Annotated in this window: 16 protein-coding genes; 2 read left to right on the forward strand and 14 right to left on the reverse strand. The window is 73.4% G+C overall.

Annotation, left to right across the window (positions count from 1 at the left end; translation table 11 throughout):
• Window positions 1–50: 50 nt before the first annotated feature.
• The 6 genes from ndk to GQ466_RS17460 form a co-directional block, all read right to left on the reverse strand.
• Window positions 51–461 carry a nucleoside-diphosphate kinase gene (gene ndk, locus GQ466_RS17435; RefSeq protein ID WP_161104030.1) on the reverse strand — a complete coding sequence of 137 codons (411 nt, stop codon included), beginning with the start codon at window positions 459–461 and terminating at the stop codon, window positions 51–53.
• Window positions 462–614: 153 nt separating this feature from the next.
• Window positions 615–1022, reverse strand: a complete 408-nt coding sequence (locus tag GQ466_RS17440) for a DUF4233 domain-containing protein (RefSeq protein WP_161104031.1) — start codon at window positions 1020–1022, stop codon at window positions 615–617.
• Entirely contained in the window at window positions 1019–2437 is a 1419-nt protein-coding gene (locus tag GQ466_RS17445) for a glutamate ligase domain-containing protein (RefSeq protein WP_161104032.1), read from the reverse strand. Before GQ466_RS17445 ends, GQ466_RS17440 begins: the two co-directional genes overlap by 4 nt.
• A 46-nt stretch (window positions 2438–2483) precedes the next feature.
• Window positions 2484–3440 (reverse strand): hypothetical protein, encoded by a 957-nt coding sequence (locus tag GQ466_RS17450; RefSeq protein WP_161104033.1) that lies wholly within the window; start codon window positions 3438–3440, stop codon window positions 2484–2486.
• 96 nt (window positions 3441–3536) lie between these two features.
• Complete coding sequence (locus GQ466_RS17455; RefSeq protein ID WP_237418107.1) at window positions 3537–4292, reverse strand: ComEA family DNA-binding protein; 756 nt, start codon at window positions 4290–4292, stop codon at window positions 3537–3539.
• Window positions 4293–4417: 125 nt separating this feature from the next.
• Window positions 4418–7033 (reverse strand): valine--tRNA ligase, encoded by a 2616-nt coding sequence (locus GQ466_RS17460; protein ID WP_161104034.1) that lies wholly within the window; start codon window positions 7031–7033, stop codon window positions 4418–4420.
• Between the two features lie 151 nt (window positions 7034–7184).
• Between GQ466_RS17460 and GQ466_RS17465 the strand changes: the two genes are divergently transcribed.
• Entirely contained in the window at window positions 7185–7922 is a 738-nt protein-coding gene (locus GQ466_RS17465) for a sensor histidine kinase (RefSeq protein ID WP_161104035.1), read from the forward strand.
• Window positions 7923–7967: 45 nt separating this feature from the next.
• Complete coding sequence (locus GQ466_RS17470; RefSeq protein ID WP_161104036.1) at window positions 7968–8615, forward strand: response regulator transcription factor; 648 nt, start codon at window positions 7968–7970, stop codon at window positions 8613–8615.
• Between the two features lie 54 nt (window positions 8616–8669).
• Here the strand turns inward: GQ466_RS17470 and GQ466_RS32840 are convergent, their stop codons facing one another.
• From GQ466_RS32840 to tig, 8 genes are all read right to left on the reverse strand, one after another.
• The gene (locus tag GQ466_RS32840) at window positions 8670–9602 is read right to left on the reverse strand and encodes a serine hydrolase (RefSeq protein ID WP_161104037.1); all 933 of its coding nucleotides are present in this window, start codon (window positions 9600–9602) and stop codon (window positions 8670–8672) included.
• 68 nt (window positions 9603–9670) lie between these two features.
• Complete coding sequence (locus GQ466_RS17480) at window positions 9671–10120, reverse strand: protein-tyrosine phosphatase family protein (RefSeq protein ID WP_161104038.1); 450 nt, start codon at window positions 10118–10120, stop codon at window positions 9671–9673.
• Window positions 10117–11007 carry an ATP-binding cassette domain-containing protein gene (locus tag GQ466_RS17485; RefSeq protein WP_161104039.1) on the reverse strand — a complete coding sequence of 297 codons (891 nt, stop codon included), beginning with the start codon at window positions 11005–11007 and terminating at the stop codon, window positions 10117–10119. The genes GQ466_RS17480 and GQ466_RS17485 overlap by 4 nt, the downstream gene beginning before the upstream one ends.
• Entirely contained in the window at window positions 11004–11396 is a 393-nt protein-coding gene (locus GQ466_RS17490) for a GntR family transcriptional regulator (RefSeq protein ID WP_161104040.1), read from the reverse strand. The genes GQ466_RS17485 and GQ466_RS17490 overlap by 4 nt, the downstream gene beginning before the upstream one ends.
• Window positions 11397–11491: 95 nt before the next feature.
• Window positions 11492–12772 carry an ATP-dependent Clp protease ATP-binding subunit ClpX gene (clpX, locus tag GQ466_RS17495; protein WP_161104041.1) on the reverse strand — a complete coding sequence of 427 codons (1281 nt, stop codon included), beginning with the start codon at window positions 12770–12772 and terminating at the stop codon, window positions 11492–11494.
• 188 nt (window positions 12773–12960) lie between these two features.
• Window positions 12961–13587: an ATP-dependent Clp protease proteolytic subunit gene (locus tag GQ466_RS17500; RefSeq protein WP_202420754.1), complete on the reverse strand. Its 627-nt coding sequence runs from the start codon at window positions 13585–13587 to the stop codon at window positions 12961–12963.
• A gap of 74 nt (window positions 13588–13661) precedes the next feature.
• Entirely contained in the window at window positions 13662–14291 is a 630-nt protein-coding gene (locus tag GQ466_RS17505) for a ClpP family protease (protein ID WP_161104358.1), read from the reverse strand.
• Between the two features lie 209 nt (window positions 14292–14500).
• On the reverse strand, window positions 14501–15997 hold the full coding sequence (tig, locus tag GQ466_RS17510; protein WP_161104043.1) for a trigger factor: 1497 nt from the start codon (window positions 15995–15997) through the stop codon (window positions 14501–14503).
• Window positions 15998–16231: the final 234 nt, after the last annotated feature.

Genomic DNA, 16231 nt, shown 5'->3' on the forward strand with positions numbered 1-16231 from the left:
GGTCGGCGTGCGCGGTCGGTGTGCACGGGACCGCGCGGGAGGGTGCGCGGTCAGCCCAGCTCGGGGAAGAACAGCTTGATCTCGCGCTCGGCGGAGTAGGTCGAGTCCGAGCCGTGGACGATGTTCTCGCCGATCTCCAGCGCGAAGTCGCCGCGGATCGTGCCGGGCGTCGCGCTCACCGGGTCGGTCGCCCCGGCGAGGGCGCGGAACGCCTCGATGGCGCGCGGCCCCTCGACGACCAGCGCGACGAGCGGCCCGCCGGTGATGAAGTCCACCAGCTCGCCGAAGAACGGCTTGCTCGCGTGCTCCTCGTAGTGCGCCTCGGCGGTCTCCCGGGGCAGCCGCTTCAGCTCCAGCGCCACGAGCCGCAGGCCCTTGCGCTCGATCCGGCTGATGACCTCGCCGACGACGCCGCGGCGGACGCCGTCGGGCTTGACCAGGACGAGAGTGCGCTCGGACACGGGTGGTTCTCCTCAAAACGGATGGATGCGAGTGGCGCGCGGACGCGGCGGCCGGAACGGGGCCGCCGGACGGGCGGCGCGCCTCCGGCCGCGAAGTTTACCGGGCTCCGGGAGCGCCCGGTGGGACCGGGGGCGCCGGAATTCGGCACGAATTCACGCGCCGGGCGGCGGCGCGTCTTTTCCGGCCGGGTTTTCCGGCGCGGAATTCGCGGCGGCGGCCTGGACGGCTTCGGCCTTGCGCGCCATCCACAGCGACGTCGCCCACAGCGCCCCGAAAAGGACGCCGAGGAAGAACATCGTCGGGACGAGGAAGCCGGTCAGCAGGATCGCGACCTGGAGGACCGTCCCGGCCTGGACGCCCCACGGGCGCCGCAGCAGCCCGGTCACCAGCAGGCACAGCACGGCGAGGCCGCCGCAGACGCCGCCCGCGAGGCCCGCGTCCACGTCCTGGATGGAGATCGCGACCGGGATCGCCAGCGCGATGACGATCGCCTCGCTGGCGAGGACGGCCGACAGCAGCGCGCGTCCGCCCCGCGCGGAGGCCGTGGCCGGGCGCGTCACGAGCGGCCGTCCGCGCGCAGCAGCGTCCGGGCGTCGCCCGCCGTGACGACCGAACCGGTGATGAGCACGCCCGCGCCCTGGTACTCGCCGGTCTCCTCGGCGAGGGCGATGCCCTGGTCGATGGCGTCGTCCAGGCTCGGGACGACGTGGACGCGCTCGGGGCCGAACACGCTCTCGGCCAGCTCCCCCAGCTCCTCGGGCGGCATCGAGCGCGGCGAGGAGTTGCGGGTGACGACGAGTTCGGCGAGGACGGGTTCGAGCTGGTCCAGGACGCCCGCGAGGTCCTTGTCGGCGGCCCCGGCGAACACCCCGACCAGCCGGGTGAACCCGAACGACTCGGTGATCGTCGCGACCGTCGCGGCCATGCCCGCCGGGTTGTGCGTGGCGTCCACGAGGACGGCCGGGCCGCTGCGGACGACCTCAAGCCGTCCCGGCGACTCGGCCTTGGCGAGCGCGCTGCGCACGAGCGCCGGGTCGAGCTGGCCCTCGGCGCCGCCGGTGTAGGTCTCGCCGGGCGCGACGCGCGTCGCGGCCTCCAGCGGGACGTCGCCGGGCGTCGGGCCGCCGGACGCGAACGCCTCGACCGCCGCGATCGCCGTGGCCGCGTTGGCCGCCTGGTGGTCGCCGAACAGTGGGAGGAACACGTCGTCGTACGTTCCGTGCAGGCCGCGCACCGCGATGCGCTGGCCGCCGACGGCGACGTCGCGCGACAGCACGCCGAACTCGATGCCCTCGCGGGCGGCCGTGGCGCCCGTCTCGGCGACGCGGCGCAGCAGCACCTCGGCGGCGGCGACGGACTGCTGCGCGATCACCGCGACCGCGCCCGGCTTGATGATCCCGGCCTTCTCCGCCGCGATCTCCTCGACCGTGTCGCCGAGGTAGCGGGTGTGGTCGAGGGCGACGGGCGTGACGACCGCGACCTGACCGTCGGCGACGTTGGTGGCGTCGAACGTGCCGCCGAGGCCCACCTCGACGACCGCGACGTCCACCGGGGCGTCGGCGAACGCGGCGAACGCCATCGCGGTCAGCACCTCGAAGTACGACAGCCGGACGGGGTGCTTGTCGTCCACGATCGGCAGATACGGGGCGATGTCGGCGTAGGCCGCGACGAACGCCTCCTCACTGATCGGCTCGCCGTCGATCGCGATGCGCTCGCGCGGCGTGACCAGGTGCGGGCTCGTGTAGAGGCCGACGCGCAGGCCCCGCTCGCGCAGCAGCGCCGCGACGAACCGGGCCGTGCTGGACTTGCCGTTCGTCCCGGCGACGTGGATCACCGGGTAGGCGCGCTGCGGCGAGCCCAGCAGGTCGACCAGGTCGGCCATGCGGTCCAGGGAGGGGTCGAAGTCCCATTCGACGCCGCGCGCGTCGATCGCCGCGACGACGGACCGGTAGTCGGAGAGCGGGGTGTCTGCCACGCCGAAAGCCTACTCACCCCGCGCGGTCGACCGTCCCGGGGCGCGGTCAGCCGGACTTCTCCAACGCGGCGCGCAGCCGGGCGGCGACGGGCGCGAGGTCGGCGGCGCCCGCGTCCTCGGCGGCGACGAACCCGTAGGTGCTCGCGGTCGCCCACGCGCAGTAGGGACGCGTCTCGGCGAGCACCGCGAACGTGCCGCAGGTCATCGCCTGGGCGCGGCGGGCGGTGAGGACGGTCGCGGGCCGCGCGCGGCGCAGGAACACCGGCGGGTCGCCGACGACGTCGTCGCCCGCGAGGACGAGGACCTGGCGGGCGCCCGTCCCGTAGAGCGCGGCGACGATCGGGGGCCGCTCGATCCCGGCCGCGCGCAGCGCCGCCGTCGCGAACGGGTACGTGACGGCCGCCTGCGGGAGGTCGGCGCTGCGGGCGAGCCCGGCGGCCGTCGCGGGCGCCGGGACGATCGCGGGCGGCTTGTCCCCGCCACCCGCGAGGACGGCCGCCGTCCCGCCACCGAGCACGAGCGCCACCGCCGCCGCGACCAGCGCCCCGTACAGCGGCGCACGCCGCCGCACCCCCTGCACCGCCCCACCCGCCACCACGGGCGCCGCCGCAGGCAAGGACGTCCGCGCGGGGCTGGACGTCGGCGCGGACGCCGAACTGGACCCCGGCGCGGGGCTGGACGCCGGCGCGGTGACGGGCGCTGGCGCGGTGACGGGCGTTGGCGCGGGCGCGGATACAGGCGCGGGCGCTGAGACGGGCGAGGCGACGTGCTCGGGCGCGACGATGGGCTCAGGCGCGGTGACGGGCTCAGGCGCGGGCGTGGATTCGGGGGCGGGGCGCGGGGCCGGGACGGGCGGTGGTTCGGCGACGAGCGCCACCGGGCCGGTCGTCACCGCCGGGCCGGCCGACGGCGCGGCGGGCTCGTCGGCCCACCAGGGCGGGGACGCGCCCCACAGCCCGTCCTGCTCGGCCGGTTCCGGCGGCAGGGGGGACGAGTCGGCCATGACACTCCCGGCAGGATCCACAACAAAGCCCACGATCAGCCGGAATCGTAACCTGCCGGGCATCCCACCGGTGGCGAACCGGCGCGACCGCTCGCGTCAGGGCAGGTAGAGGCCGTATTCGAGCAGCTCGGGCAGCAGCTTGGGCGGCAGGTCGGCGATCGTCGCCAGTTCCTCGGCCGAGCTGAACCCGCCGACCTGGTCGCGGATCGCCACGATGCGCTCGGCCGTCTCGACGGTGAGCCCGAACCGCGTCAGCTCCTGCGCCGGGACGAGGTTGACGTCGATCAGCCCGCCGTCGTCGTAGGGACGCCGGTAGGGCGGGAAGTCCGTCCGCCCGATGCGCAGCTCGCGCGCCATCAGCGGGTTGTGCAGCGCGAGCGCCCGCGCCTCGCGGCGCCGGTGCGCGCGGGCGGCGGCCTGCTGGACCGCCGCGTGGTTGATCTGCTCGGGCGACGGCGGCGGCACCGGCGGCCCGAGCGGCACGACCGGCCGCACCGGGACGGGCGGCGGCGCCGGACGCGGGTCCTGCGCGGCCATGACGATCGTGTGGACGATCCACACCGGCAGCCACAGCCCGAACGTCGCGACCGTCAGCACCCCGTGGACGACGTGGATCGACGGGTCCGGCGACCGGCGCGGCAGATGGTGGACGTGGAGGGGCGGCGGCGGAGGCGGCGCGACCGGCATCCCGTACTGCTCGCTCGGCGGCACGACCGGACGCTCGCCCGAGGCGTGCGGGTCCGGTTCGGGGACGCCGCGCGTGCCGGACGAGGGCCGCGTCCCCGGGCCGGGCAGGTAGCCGGGCGCCGCGTCGCGCACGAGATCGGGACGGACCGGCCGCTGCTCGTACATCGCTCTCCCCTGCCGTCCGGGGCGTCCCGCGCGTCCAGGGCGATGGACGTGCGGGCACGTCGCCTTACCGCCAGTGTAAGAGACGACCGGCGGTGCCCCCGGGTTCCCGGGGACACCCCGCGATCTCAGCCGGCGGGCAGCGCGGCGAGCTGGTGCTCCAGCCGGGCGATGTCCGCCTCGGCCTGCGCGAGCCGGTCCTTGTTCTTGGCGACGACGGCCTCGGGCGCCTTGGCGACGAACGCCTCGTTGCCGAGCTTGCGGCGCGTCTGGTCGGCCTCCTTGCGGGCGGTGGCGAGGTCCTTCTCCAGCCGCCGCCGCTCGGCGCCGACGTCGATCGCCCCGGCGGTGTCGAGCCGGACCGTCGCGCCCTCGACCGGCAGCGACGCGGTCGCCGCGAACCCGTCGCCGGGGACGGTCAGCCGCAGCAGCGTCCGCACGCCCTCCTCGTGGGCGGCGAGCGGCGACCCGGCCCAGTCCAGCTCGGCGGCGACGCGCTGGCCGGGCTTGAGGCCCTGGTCGGCGCGGAACCGGCGGACCTCGGTGACGAGCCGCTGCAGCGACTCGATCTCGGCCTCGGCGGCGGCGTCGCGGCGCTCCGGATCAGCCGCGGGCCAGGCCGCGGTGACGAGCGTGTCCGCGCCCGTCAGCGTCGTCCACAGCTCCTCGGTGACGAACGGGATCACCGGGTGCAGCAGCCGCAGCACCTTGTCCAGCACCTCGCCGAGCACGCGCCGCGTCGCGGGGGCCCGGTCGTCGGCGAGCTGCACCTTGGCCAGCTCGACGTACCAGTCGCAGACCTCGTCCCACGCGAAGTGGTAGAGCGTCTCGCACGCCTTGGCGAACTCGTAGTCGTCCAGGTGGGCGTCCACCTCGGCGATCACCGTGTTCAGCCGGGACAGCACCCAGCGGTCCACGGTGGTCAGCTCGGCGGGCACCGGACCGGACACGTTCGCGCCGTTGATCAGCGCGAACCGCGCCACGTTGAACAGCTTGTTGCAGAAGTTGCGCGAGCCCTGCGCCCACTCCTCGGCGACCGGGACGTCCCCGCCGGGGTTCGCGCCGCGCAGCAGCGTGAACCGGGTGGCGTCGGCGCCGTAGCGCTCGATCCAGTCCAGCGGGTCCACGACGTTGCCGAACGACTTGGACATCTTCTTGCCGTGCTGGTCGCGGACCATGCCGTGCAGGACGATCGTCCGGAACGGCACCGCGCCGTCCATCGCGTACAGCCCGAACATCATCATCCTGGCGACCCAGAAGAACAGGATGTCGTAGCCGGTGACCAGCGCGGACGTCGGGTAGAAGCGCTGCAGCTCCGGCGTGTCGGCGGGCCAGCCGAGCGTGGAGAACGGCCACAGCGCCGAGGAGAACCACGTGTCGAGGACGTCGGTGTCCTGCGTCCAGCCCGCCGGGGGCTCCTCGTCCGGGCCGGGGCACGCGGTCTCGCCGTCCGGGCCGTACCAGACGGGGATGCGGTGCCCCCACCAGAGCTGACGGCTCACGCACCAGTCGTGCATGTTGTCGACCCACTCGAAGTAGCGGGCGGCCATCTCCGGCGGGTGGATGGCGACGCGGCCGTCGCGGACGGCGTCGCCCGCCGCCTTGGCCAGCGGCGCGACCTTGACGAACCACTGGAGCGAGACGCGCGGCTCCACGACCGTCCGGCAGCGCTGGCAGTGCCCGACCGAGTGCTCGTAGGGGCGGATCTCCCTGACGATCCGGCCGTCCTCGCGCAGCGCGGCGACGACGGCGGGCCGCGCCTCGAACCGGTCGAGGCCCTGGAACGGGCCGGGCTCGGTGATGACGCCGCGCTCGTCCATGACCGACAGGGACGGCAGGTCGTGGCGGCGGCCGATCTCGAAGTCGTTCGGGTCGTGCGCCGGGGTCACCTTGACGGCGCCGGTGCCGAACGCCGGGTCGACGTGCTCGTCGGCGACGACCGGGATGCGGCGGCCGGTCAGCGGCAGCTCGATGTCGCGTCCGACGAGGTGCTTGTAACGCTCGTCGTCGGGGTGGACGGCCACGGCGGTGTCGCCGAGCATCGTCTCGGCGCGGGTCGTGGCGACGACGATGGAGTCGTCCCCGTCGCCGTAGCGGATCGAGACCAGCTCGCCGTCGCGGTCGGCGTGCTCGACCTCGATGTCCGACAGGGCCGTCAGGCAGCGCGGGCACCAGTTGATGATGCGCTCGGCGCGGTAGATGAGGCCGTCGTCGAACAGCCGCTTGAAGATCGTCCGCACGGCGCGGGCGCGGTCGTCGTCCATCGTGAACGCCTCGCGGGACCAGTCCACGCTGTCGCCGAGGCGGCGCATCTGGCCGAGGATCCGGCCGCCGGACTCCGCCTTCCACTTCCACACGCGGTCCACGAACGCCTCGCGGCCGAGGTCGTGGCGGGACAGGCCCTCCTTGGCCAGTTCGCGCTCGACGACGTTCTGCGTCGCGATGCCCGCGTGGTCCATGCCGGGGATCCACGCGACCTCGTGGCCCTGCATCCGGCGGCGGCGGACCAGCGTGTCCTGGATGGAGTGGTCCAGCGCGTGGCCCATGTGCAGCGAGCCGGTCACGTTGGGCGGCGGGATGACGATCGAGTACGCGGGACGGCCGGGGTTCCGGGCCGGGTCGGCGGTGAATCGGCCCTCGGATACCCAGCGTTCGTAGAGCCTGCCTTCGACGTCCGCCGGCTGGTAGCGGGTGGGCAGGTCGACGGCGTCGCCGCTCGGGGTCTGAGTCGTGGGCTGAGTCACGGCGAACAATTCTACGGCCCGTCCCACGGTGGCGACGCCCGCGTCCCGGGGCGTCCCACGGGGGTCGGGACACAGGTCACCTGACACCGGGTCACCGGTCCCGGAACGATGGGGCGGCGGCCTCCCCGCACGGCCGCGGAAAGGGATCGGAATGCGAGCGGTCGTCGCCCGCGCCGCCGTGCTGGCGGGCGCCTTCACCGCGGGCGTCGTCACGGCGCGGCTCGCCGGGACGCCCCGCACCCTGCGCCTCACCGGGGAACTCCAGCGCTCGCGCGCCCGCATCCTCGCGACCCGCGAGGAGGAGCGCCGCCGGCTGCGGCACGACCTGCACGACGACCTCGGCCCGAGCCTCGCCAGCCTCGCGCTGACGGTGGACGCGGCCCGCCTCACCCTGTCGTCGGAGCCCGAGCAGGTCGGCCCGGTGCTGACCGAGCTGCGCGACCGGCTCGCGGGCGCCGTCGGGGAGATCCGCGACCTCGCGCGCAGCCTCCGGCCGCCCGCCCTGGACGACCTCGGGCTCGTCACCGCGATCGAGACGCTCGCCGACGGCTGCGGGGAGCGGGTGGACGTCCGGTTCGACGGCTCCCCCGCCGACCTGCCCGCCGCCGTCGAGGTCGCCGCGTACCGGATCGTCGCCGAGGCCGTCGCGAACATCCGCGCGCACGCGCACGCGCCGAGCGCGCTCATCCTGCTGTCGCGCGCCGACGACCTGCACATCCTCGTCGCCGACTCCGGCGTGGGGCTGCCGCCGCCGAGCCGGGCGCGCGGCGGCGGGCTGGCCGCGATGCGCGAGTGGGCCGCCGAGGTCGGCGGGCACTGCGCGATCGGGTCGCGGCCGGGCGGCGGGACGGTCGTCGCCGCGCGGCTGCCGCTGGCCATGGCGGGATAGCAGGGCCGGATAGCATCGGTCTCCACAGCGGCAGAGGCGGCACACATGACCAGCTCCCCGATCCGGGTCCTCGTCACCGACGACCATCCCGTCTTCCGGCAGGGCCTCAAGAGCCTGCTCGTCGCGCTCGGCGGCATCGAGATCGTCGCGGAGGCCGAGTGCGGGCCGGACGCCGTCCGGCTCGCCGCCGAGCTGCGGCCCGACGTCGTCGTCATGGACCTGCACATGGCGGGCGGCAACGGCATCGAGGCGACGCGGACGATCACGCGCAACAACCCGTCGATCGGCGTGCTCGTCCTCACGATGTTCCGCGACGACGACTCGGTGTTCGCGGCGATGCGGGCCGGGGCGCGCGGCTACCTGCTCAAGGAGTCGGGCGCGGAGGAGATCGGCCGCGCGGTGCGGGCCGTCGCGGCGGGCGAGGCGATCTACGGGCCGGACATCGCGCGTCGTGTCCTCACCTACTTCACCGACATGCCCGATCCGAAGCGCACGGCGTTCCCGCAGCTCACCGACCGGGAGCGGGAAGTGCTGGAGTTGATCGCGCAGGGGCGGGGCAACGCGGAGATCGCCGCGACCCTGTTCCTGAGCCAGAAGACCGTCCGCAACCACGTGTCGAACATCTTCGTGAAACTGCACGTCGCGGACCGCGCTCAGGCGATCGTCCTGGCCCGCGAGGCCGGGCTCGGCTGAGCCGGCCGGAAGGGCGCGCCCGGTGGGGTCCGGCGCGCCCTTCCGGGGCGGGCGTCACCGCGCGGGGTTCCGGGCGACGGTCGCGGCGACGTGCTCGGCCATGGCGATTCCGGCGGCCATGGACGTGTGGCGGGTGGTCAGGACGGCGACGAGCCGGTCGTGGCCCGCGCGGCGCAGGCGTCCGATGCTGTTGACCGTCCACAGGCCGCCGTCGGGCTTGCGCGGGAGCCAGCCGTTCTTCAGCGCGACCTCGTCGCCGTCCCCGGCGGCGGCGCTGATCCCCCACGCCTGCTCGGGCGCGACGCGGGCCATGAGGCCGAGGAGCAGGCGCCGGTGCTCGCCGGTCAGCGGCCCGCGCGCGGACGTCAGCGCCGACAGGACGCGGATCTGGTCGGCGGCGCTGGTGACGGTCGAGCCCCAGTAGTCGCCGGGGCCGGGCGCGGTGTGGCGCAGCCCGAGGGCGCGTCCGGCGGCGGCGAGGCCGGACGTCCCGCCGATCCCGTGCCACAGCTCCGTCGCGGCGACGTTGTCGCTGTGCCGGACGGCCCGTCCGGCGAGTTCCCGTTCCGTTTCGGTGAGCGTCCCGTGCCGCCGCTGGGCGCGCAGCATCGCCGCGATGACGATCTCGACCTTCACGACGCTGGCCGTGACGGGCCGGAGCGCGGCGTTGTAGGTGAACGCGAAGCCGGTGTCCAGTTCACGGACGGCGACGGTGAACGGCTGCGGATGAGCGTCGGCGTACCGGTCGAGCGTCCGCCGCAGCGCCCGGCGCCGCGCCCGCAGCGCCGTGGCGGTCGGCGTCGGGGCCGGTGCGGGCGTGACCGGGGGCCGGGGACGGGGCACGGCGCGGTCGGGGACCGCCCGGTGGCGCCCGGACCGGGCCGGCGCGGCGGCCCGTGGGGCGGCCGGCGCGCCCCCGGCGGACGCCGCGACCGAGACCGAGGCGAGCACGAGGGCGGCGAGCGCGTCGCGGCGGGCCGGACTCACCGGGACCGCCGCGCGTCGGCGGGATGGCTCATGACCGGCACTCTGCCGGATGGGATGTTAATCCCGCGTTACTGCTTCGCCTGACTCGGTGGGAAGGCCCTTGTCCACCTCCGCTGCCAGGGCGTTTCCACCGCACGCGGGTGATAATGGACGCGCGTCCAACGGACCGCGTCGGCCGCGGGCACCCCGGCGAGGACGGCCAGGCACGCCATCACGGTCCCGGTGCGCCCGACGCCGCCGCCGCACGCGACCTCCACGGCCCGTCCGGCACGGGCGCGCTCGTGCAGCGCGCGGATCTCGGCGACGGCGCGCTCCCGGTCGCGCGGCAGCCGGAAGTCGGGCCAGTCCAGCCAGACGTGCTCCCAGGTCAGGTCGCCGTCGAAGCGGCGGCGCATGCGCGGAGAGCCGAGGTACAGGCCGAAGTCGGGCGAAGGGCCGTCCGGCGTGCCGTGCCGCAGCCCGCGTCCGCGCACCCGCGTCCCGTCGGGCAGCACGACGGCCCCGGGCAGGATCGTCATGCGCGCCACGCCGCCTTCGCGCGCCCGGCCGCCGGACGCAGGACGGGCTCACCGCTCATGTACGCGATGACGAGGTCTTCCAGCCCCACGTCGCCGACCTCCCACGCCGGATCGAGGATCGGGTCGTCCGTGCGGACGACCAGGCTGCTCTGCCGCGCCGCGTGGACGGCCGCGACGACGTGCTGGCCGCGCGGCAGCGTGCCCGGGTCGCGGCGGGGGCCGGTGAGGCGGCGGTGCCGGGCGAGCAGGTCGTCGATGTCCCCGGCCACGCGGACCCGGCCGTCCGCCAGCACGACGAGGTGGTCGCACGTCCGCTCCAGATCGGCCACCAGGTGCGACGCCAGCAGGACGCTCAGCCCGTCCGCCGCGACGGCCTCGAGCAGCGTCGCCCGGAAGTCGCGGCGGGCCAGCGGGTCCAGCGCGGCGGCGGACTCGTCCAGGATCAGCAGCTCCGGCCGCTTGGCGAGGCCGAGCGTGAGCGCGAGCTGCGCGCGCTGCCCGCCCGACAGCCGCCCCGCGCGGCGCGCCGGGTCCAGGCCGAGCCGGTCGATCCGGGCGCGGGCGGACGCGGCGTCCCAGCGCGGGTTGAGGCGCGCGCCGAGCCGCAGGTGCTCGGCGACGGTCAGCCCGGCGTACAGCGGCGCGTCCTGCGCGACGTAGGCGACCTTCCCGAGCCGCGAGCCGGGACGGTCGCCGAGCACGCGGACGGTCCCCGCCGACGGCTCCAGCATCCCGGCCGCGAGCGCCAGCAGCGTGCTCTTGCCCGCGCCGTTCGCGCCGACCAGCCCCGCGACGCGCCCGGCGGGGATCCGCACCGTGCACTCCGCCAGCGCCCAGCGCCGCCCGTACCGCCGGCCGAGGCCCCACGCCTCCAGCAGCGGCGTCACCGCGCCTCCCGCAGCGACGACTGCCGGAACGTCGTCATGAACAGCGCCTCGATGCTCTCGTCGTCCAGCCCGGCGCGGCGCGCCTCGCCCAGCCACGCCAGCAGGTCGCGGCGCAGCGGGCCGTGCGCGGCCAGGGACGCGTCGGCGAGCGTGGCGGTCACGAACGTCCCGACGCCCGGCCGCGCCGCCACCAGCCCCGCGTGCTCCAGCTCCCGGTACGCCTTGAGGACGGTGTTCGGGTTGATCGCGAGCTGCGCCACGACCTCCTTGACGGTCGGGAGCTGGTCGCCCTCGCGCAGCAGCCCGACGCGCAGCGCCTGCCGCACCTGCCGGACGAGCTGGAGATAGGGCGCGAGACCCGACCGGTCGTCCAGATGGAACGCGATCACCGAACCTCCATTGCCCTAGCTTCGTAGCACAATAACACCGCCGGAAACGACGAACGCCCCTCCGGAGAGGGGCGTTCGGCCGAATCGGGGCGCGGTCAGGCGCTCTTCTCGCGCGGCTCGCGCTTGGTCGCGCGCTCGCGCGGCACCAGCGTCGGGTTCACGTGCTCCAGCACCGCCTCGCGGGTGATGACGACGCGCGCCACGTCCTGCCGGGACGGCACCTCGTACATCACCGACATCAGGACCTCTTCCATGATCGCGCGCAGGCCCCGGGCGCCCGTGCCGCGCAGGATCGACTGGTCCGCGATGGCTTCGAGCGCGTCGTCGGTGAACTCCAGATCCACCCCGTCCATCTCGAAGAGGCGGTGGTACTGCCGCACCAGCGCGTTCTTCGGCTCGGTCAGGATGTTGATCAGCGCGTCCCGGTCCAGGTTGTGGACGCTCGTGATGATCGGCAGCCGACCGATGAACTCCGGGATCATCCCGAACTTCAGCAGGTCCTCCGGCATGACGTCGCCGAGCATCTCCGCGACCTCGCCGAAGTCGGCCTTGGAGCGCAGCGCGGCGCCGAAGCCCATGCCCTGCTTGCCGATCCGCGACTCCACGATCTTCTCCAGACCCGCGAACGCGCCGCCGCAGATGAACAGCACGTTCGTCGTGTCGATCTGGATGAACTCCTGGTGCGGGTGCTTGCGTCCGCCCTGCGGCGGGACGCTCGCGGTCGTGCCCTCCAGGATCTTCAGCAGCGCCTGCTGGACGCCCTCGCCGGACACGTCCCGGGTGATCGACGGGTTCTCGCTCTTGCGGGCGATCTTGTCGACCTCGTCGATGTAGATGATCCCGGTCTCGGCCTTCTTGACGTCGTAGTCGGCCGCCTGGATCAGCTTGAGCAGGATGTTCTCGACGTCCTCGCCGACGTAGCCCGCCTCCGTCAGCGCGGTCGCGTCGGCGATGGCGAAGGGCACGTTGAGGAGCTTGGCGAGCGTCTGCGCGAGCAGCGTCTTCCCCGACCCCGTGGGGCCGAGCAGCAGGATGTTGGACTTGCCCAGTTCGACGCCGTCGTCCCGGCCCGCCGCCTCACCCGACTGGATGCGCTTGTAGTGGTTGTAGACGGCGACCGACAGGTTCTTCTTCGCCGTCTCCTGCCCGATCACGTACCCGTCGAGGAACTCGTAGATCTCCCGGGGCTTGGGCAGGCTGTCCCACTTGAGGTCGGAGGTCTCCGACAGCTCTTCCTCGATGATCTCGTTGCAGAGATCAATGCACTCGTCGCAGATATACACGCCCGGACCCGCGATGAGCTTCTTGACCTGCTTCTGGCTCTTTCCGCAGAACGAGCACTTGAGCAGATCACCACCGTCGCCGATGCGTGCCACCCAACTGTCTCCTTTTCGTGGGGCCGCCCGCCTGGAGGATGTGGGCCGGCTCGATTGCGTCCCGGAGGTTCATTCGACGTTGGATTCGACGTTACCGTCTCCCGCGGACCCGGTGAGCCCCTCGCCCGGAAGTGTCACGACCGGGCGGGGGTCTCCCGCGTCCCCGGAGCGCCGTCGGCGGCGCCGTCTCAGGACGACACTACCTCGGCTTGGCGCTTCCTGCTGACGAAGACGTCGTCGATGAGGCCGTAGTCCTTGGCCTCGTCCGCCGTCAGGATCTTGTCGCGCTCGATGTCGACGCGGACCTCTTCCTGCGACTTGCCGCTGTGCCGGGCGAGGATCTCCTCCAGCAGCTCGCGGATCCGCATGATCTCGCGCGCCTGGATCTCGATGTCGCTCGACTGGCCGTAGGTGCCCTCGGTCGCGGGCTGGTGGATCAGGATCCGCGAGTTCGGCAGCGCCGCCCGCTTGCCCTTGGTGCCCGCGGCGAGCAGCACGGCCGCCGCCGACGCCGCCTGGCCGATGCAGACCGTCTGGACGTCCGGCTTGACGAACTGCATCGTGTCGTAGATCGCCGTCATCGCGGTGAACGAACCGCCGGGCGAGTTGATGTAGATGCTGATGTCGCGGTCGGGGTCGATCGACTCCAGCGTGATGAGCTGGGCCATCACGTCGTTCGCGGACGCGTCGTCGATCTGCACGCCGAGGAAGATGATCCGCTCCTCGAAGAGCTTGTTGTACGGGTTCATCTCCTTGACCCCGTACGTGGTGCGCTCGACGAACGACGGAATGATGTAGCGGTTGTCGACGGGCATGACCCCGCCGGCTTGGATCTGCGGACGGATCAGGTCGCTCACTTGCGTGCCTCCGTAGGTCGCTTTCGGGTTCGTCAGGAGACGGGGCCCTCGGAGGGCACCTGGGTGGCGCTCAGCACCACGTGGTCGACCAGGCCGTAGTCGCGGGCCTCGTCGGCGGTGAACCAGCGGTCGCGGTCGGAGTCCTTCTCGATCTGCTCCAGCGGCTGGCCGGTGTGCTCGGCGATCTTCTCGGCGAGCGTCCGCTTCACGTACAGCATCTGCTCGGCCTGGATCTTGATGTCCGAGGCCGTGCCGCCGATGCCGCCGGACGGCTGGTGCATCATGATCCGCGCGTGCGGCAGCGCGTACCGCTTGCCGGGCGTGCCCGCGCAGAGCAGGAACTGGCCCATCGACGCGGCCAGGCCCATGCCGACCGTGACGATGTCGTTCGGGACGTACCGCATGATGTCGTAGATCGCCATGCCGGCCGTCACCGAGCCGCCGGGCGAGTTGATGTAGAGCGTGATGTCGCGCCGGCCGTCCTCGGCGGACAGCAGCAGGAGTTCGGCGCAGATGCGGTTGGCGATGTCGTCGTCGACCTGCTGGCCGAGGAAGACGATGCGCTCGCGCAGCAGCCGCTGGAAGAGCTGGTCGCCGAGGGGCAGCAGGGGCGCCTCCGCGACCCGCGCCTGAACCTGCGACGACTCCAAAGTCGGAGGCATGCTCACCGGTGTTCCTCCGGTCCTTTAATCGGTTCGGATGTCTGGACAGTAACGCGCCGGACGGCCGTGTTAAGCCGCGAGGGGCCGCTTTTCGCTGGCGGCGTAGCTCGCCGTGACGGGATTGGAACGGGTCCCGGCCGGATAAGGCGAACGCCCCGCGTCCCGGCGCGGCGGCCGGGAAACGGGGCGTTCGTCGGTTCGGGCGATGCTCAGGCGTCCTCGGCGTCGGCCTTCTTGGCGGCCTCGGCGTTGGCCTCCTCGGCGGCCTTCGCGTCCGCCTCGTCGGCGGCCTCGGCGTCGGCGTCCGCGTCGGCGATGGCCTGCGCCTCGTCGGCGACCTCGGCCTCCGCGTCGGCCTCGGACTCGACCTCGACCGTCTCGCCGTTCAGCTCGCGCTGCAGGGCGGCGGCGTCGATCGTCGTGCCCGCCTCGTCCTTGATGACGACGTGCTCGACGATCAGGTTCAGCGCCTTGTTGCGCAGCACCTCGGCGACGATGGCCGGGAGCTGGTTGTTCTCGGTGAGGTACTCGGCGAGCTGCTGCGGCGCCACGCCCATCTGCATGGCCTGCGTGACGACGTACTCGCTCAGCTCCTCGTTCTCGACGCCCAGTTCCTCCTGGACGGCGAGCTGGTCGAGCAGGAACCCGCCCTTGACCGCGAGGCGCGCGGCCTTCTCGACGTCGGCGGTGAACTCCTCCTCGGACTTCTCCTCCTCGGCGAGGTAGTCCGCGCGGGTCGTGCCGGACATCGCGAGCTGCTGCTCGAACTGCTGGTTCCGGCGGTTGATCTCGTCCTCGACGACCTTGTCGGGCAGCGGGATCTCGACCTTCTCCAGCAGGGCCTCCAGCGCCTTGTCGCGCGCGTCGGAGAGCTGCTGCAGCTTGACCTGGCGGCCGAGGCGCGTCCGGACGTCCTCGCGGAGCTGCTCGATCGTGTCGAACTCGGACGCCAGCTGGGCGAACTCGTCGTCCGCCTCCGGCAGGTCCTTGACCTTCACGCTCTGGACGGTGACGGTGATCTCCGCGTCCTCGCCCGCGCGCTCGCCGCCCGGCAGCGGCGCGGTGAACGTGGCGCTCTCGCCCGCCGACAGGCCGGTGACGGCGGCGTCCAGGCCCTCGACCGACGAGCCGGAGCCCACCTCGTAGGAGTAGCCGGTGGTGGAGGCGTCCGCGACGGCCTCGCCGTCGATCGACGCGGCCAGGTCGATGGTGGCGAAGTCGCCCTCCTGCGCGGCCCGGTCGACCGTGGTCAGGGACGCGAAGCGCTCGCGCAGGTTGTCGATCGTCTCGGCGATCTTCTCGTCGTCGACCTCGGCGGTGTCCACGACGACCTCCAGGCCGTCGTAGTCGGGCACCTCGAACTTCGGCCGGATGTCCACCTCGGCGGTGAACGCGAACTGCTGGCCGTCGTCCAGCTCGGTGACCTCGACGTCCGGCTGGCCGAGGACGAAGATCTCCGACTCCTCGACCGCGCGTCCGTACAGCTCGGGCAGCGCGTCGTTGACCGCCTCCTGCAGGACCGCGCCGCGGCCGACGTACTTGTCGATCAGCGGGGCGGGAACCCTGCCGGGCCGGAAGCCCTTGATCCGCACCTGCTGCGAGATCTCCTTGTACGCCTTGTCGAGGTTCGGCTTGAGCTCGTCGAACGGCACCTCGACGGTGAGCTTGACCCGCGTGGGGGTCAGCTCCTCGACATCGGTCTTCACTGGGGTAGGTCTCCTTGGTCCGCGCTGTCTCGGCCGGGGCGTTCGACGCGTGCTCAGCCGGGCAGTCTCTCCGGCTCGGTCTCACTCGCGGGCACGCCGAAGAAACCGGCTCCGCGCCCGTGCGCGCCAAGTCTATGGGGTTCGGGCGCGAACTGCGGACACCGCGTCCGCCGCCCGCCCCTCGCCCGGGTCCGTCGCCGGGCCGGACGGGCCGGACGGGACCCGTGCCGCATG

This window comes from Actinomadura rayongensis (assembly GCF_009831215.1).
GTDB classification, from domain to species: domain Bacteria; phylum Actinomycetota; class Actinomycetes; order Streptosporangiales; family Streptosporangiaceae; genus Spirillospora; species Spirillospora rayongensis.

Bases quoted from the DNA above. Each gene is read 5' to 3' on its own strand.
- GQ466_RS17450 (WP_161104033.1), bottom strand. From the start codon at position 3,440: ATGGCCGACTCGTCCCCCCTGCCGCCGGAACCGGCCGAGCAGGACGGG.
- GQ466_RS17455 (WP_237418107.1), bottom strand. From the start codon at position 4,292: ATGTACGAGCAGCGGCCGGTCCGTCCCGATCTCGTGCGCGACGCGGCG.
- GQ466_RS17465 (WP_161104035.1), top strand. From the start codon at position 7,185: ATGCGAGCGGTCGTCGCCCGCGCCGCCGTGCTGGCGGGCGCCTTCACC.
- GQ466_RS17470 (WP_161104036.1), top strand. From the start codon at position 7,968: ATGACCAGCTCCCCGATCCGGGTCCTCGTCACCGACGACCATCCCGTC.
- GQ466_RS17480 (WP_161104038.1), bottom strand. From the start codon at position 10,120: ATGACGATCCTGCCCGGGGCCGTCGTGCTGCCCGACGGGACGCGGGTG.
- GQ466_RS17500 (WP_202420754.1), bottom strand. From the start codon at position 13,587: ATGCCCGTCGACAACCGCTACATCATTCCGTCGTTCGTCGAGCGCACC.
- GQ466_RS17505 (WP_161104358.1), bottom strand. From the start codon at position 14,291: ATGCCTCCGACTTTGGAGTCGTCGCAGGTTCAGGCGCGGGTCGCGGAG.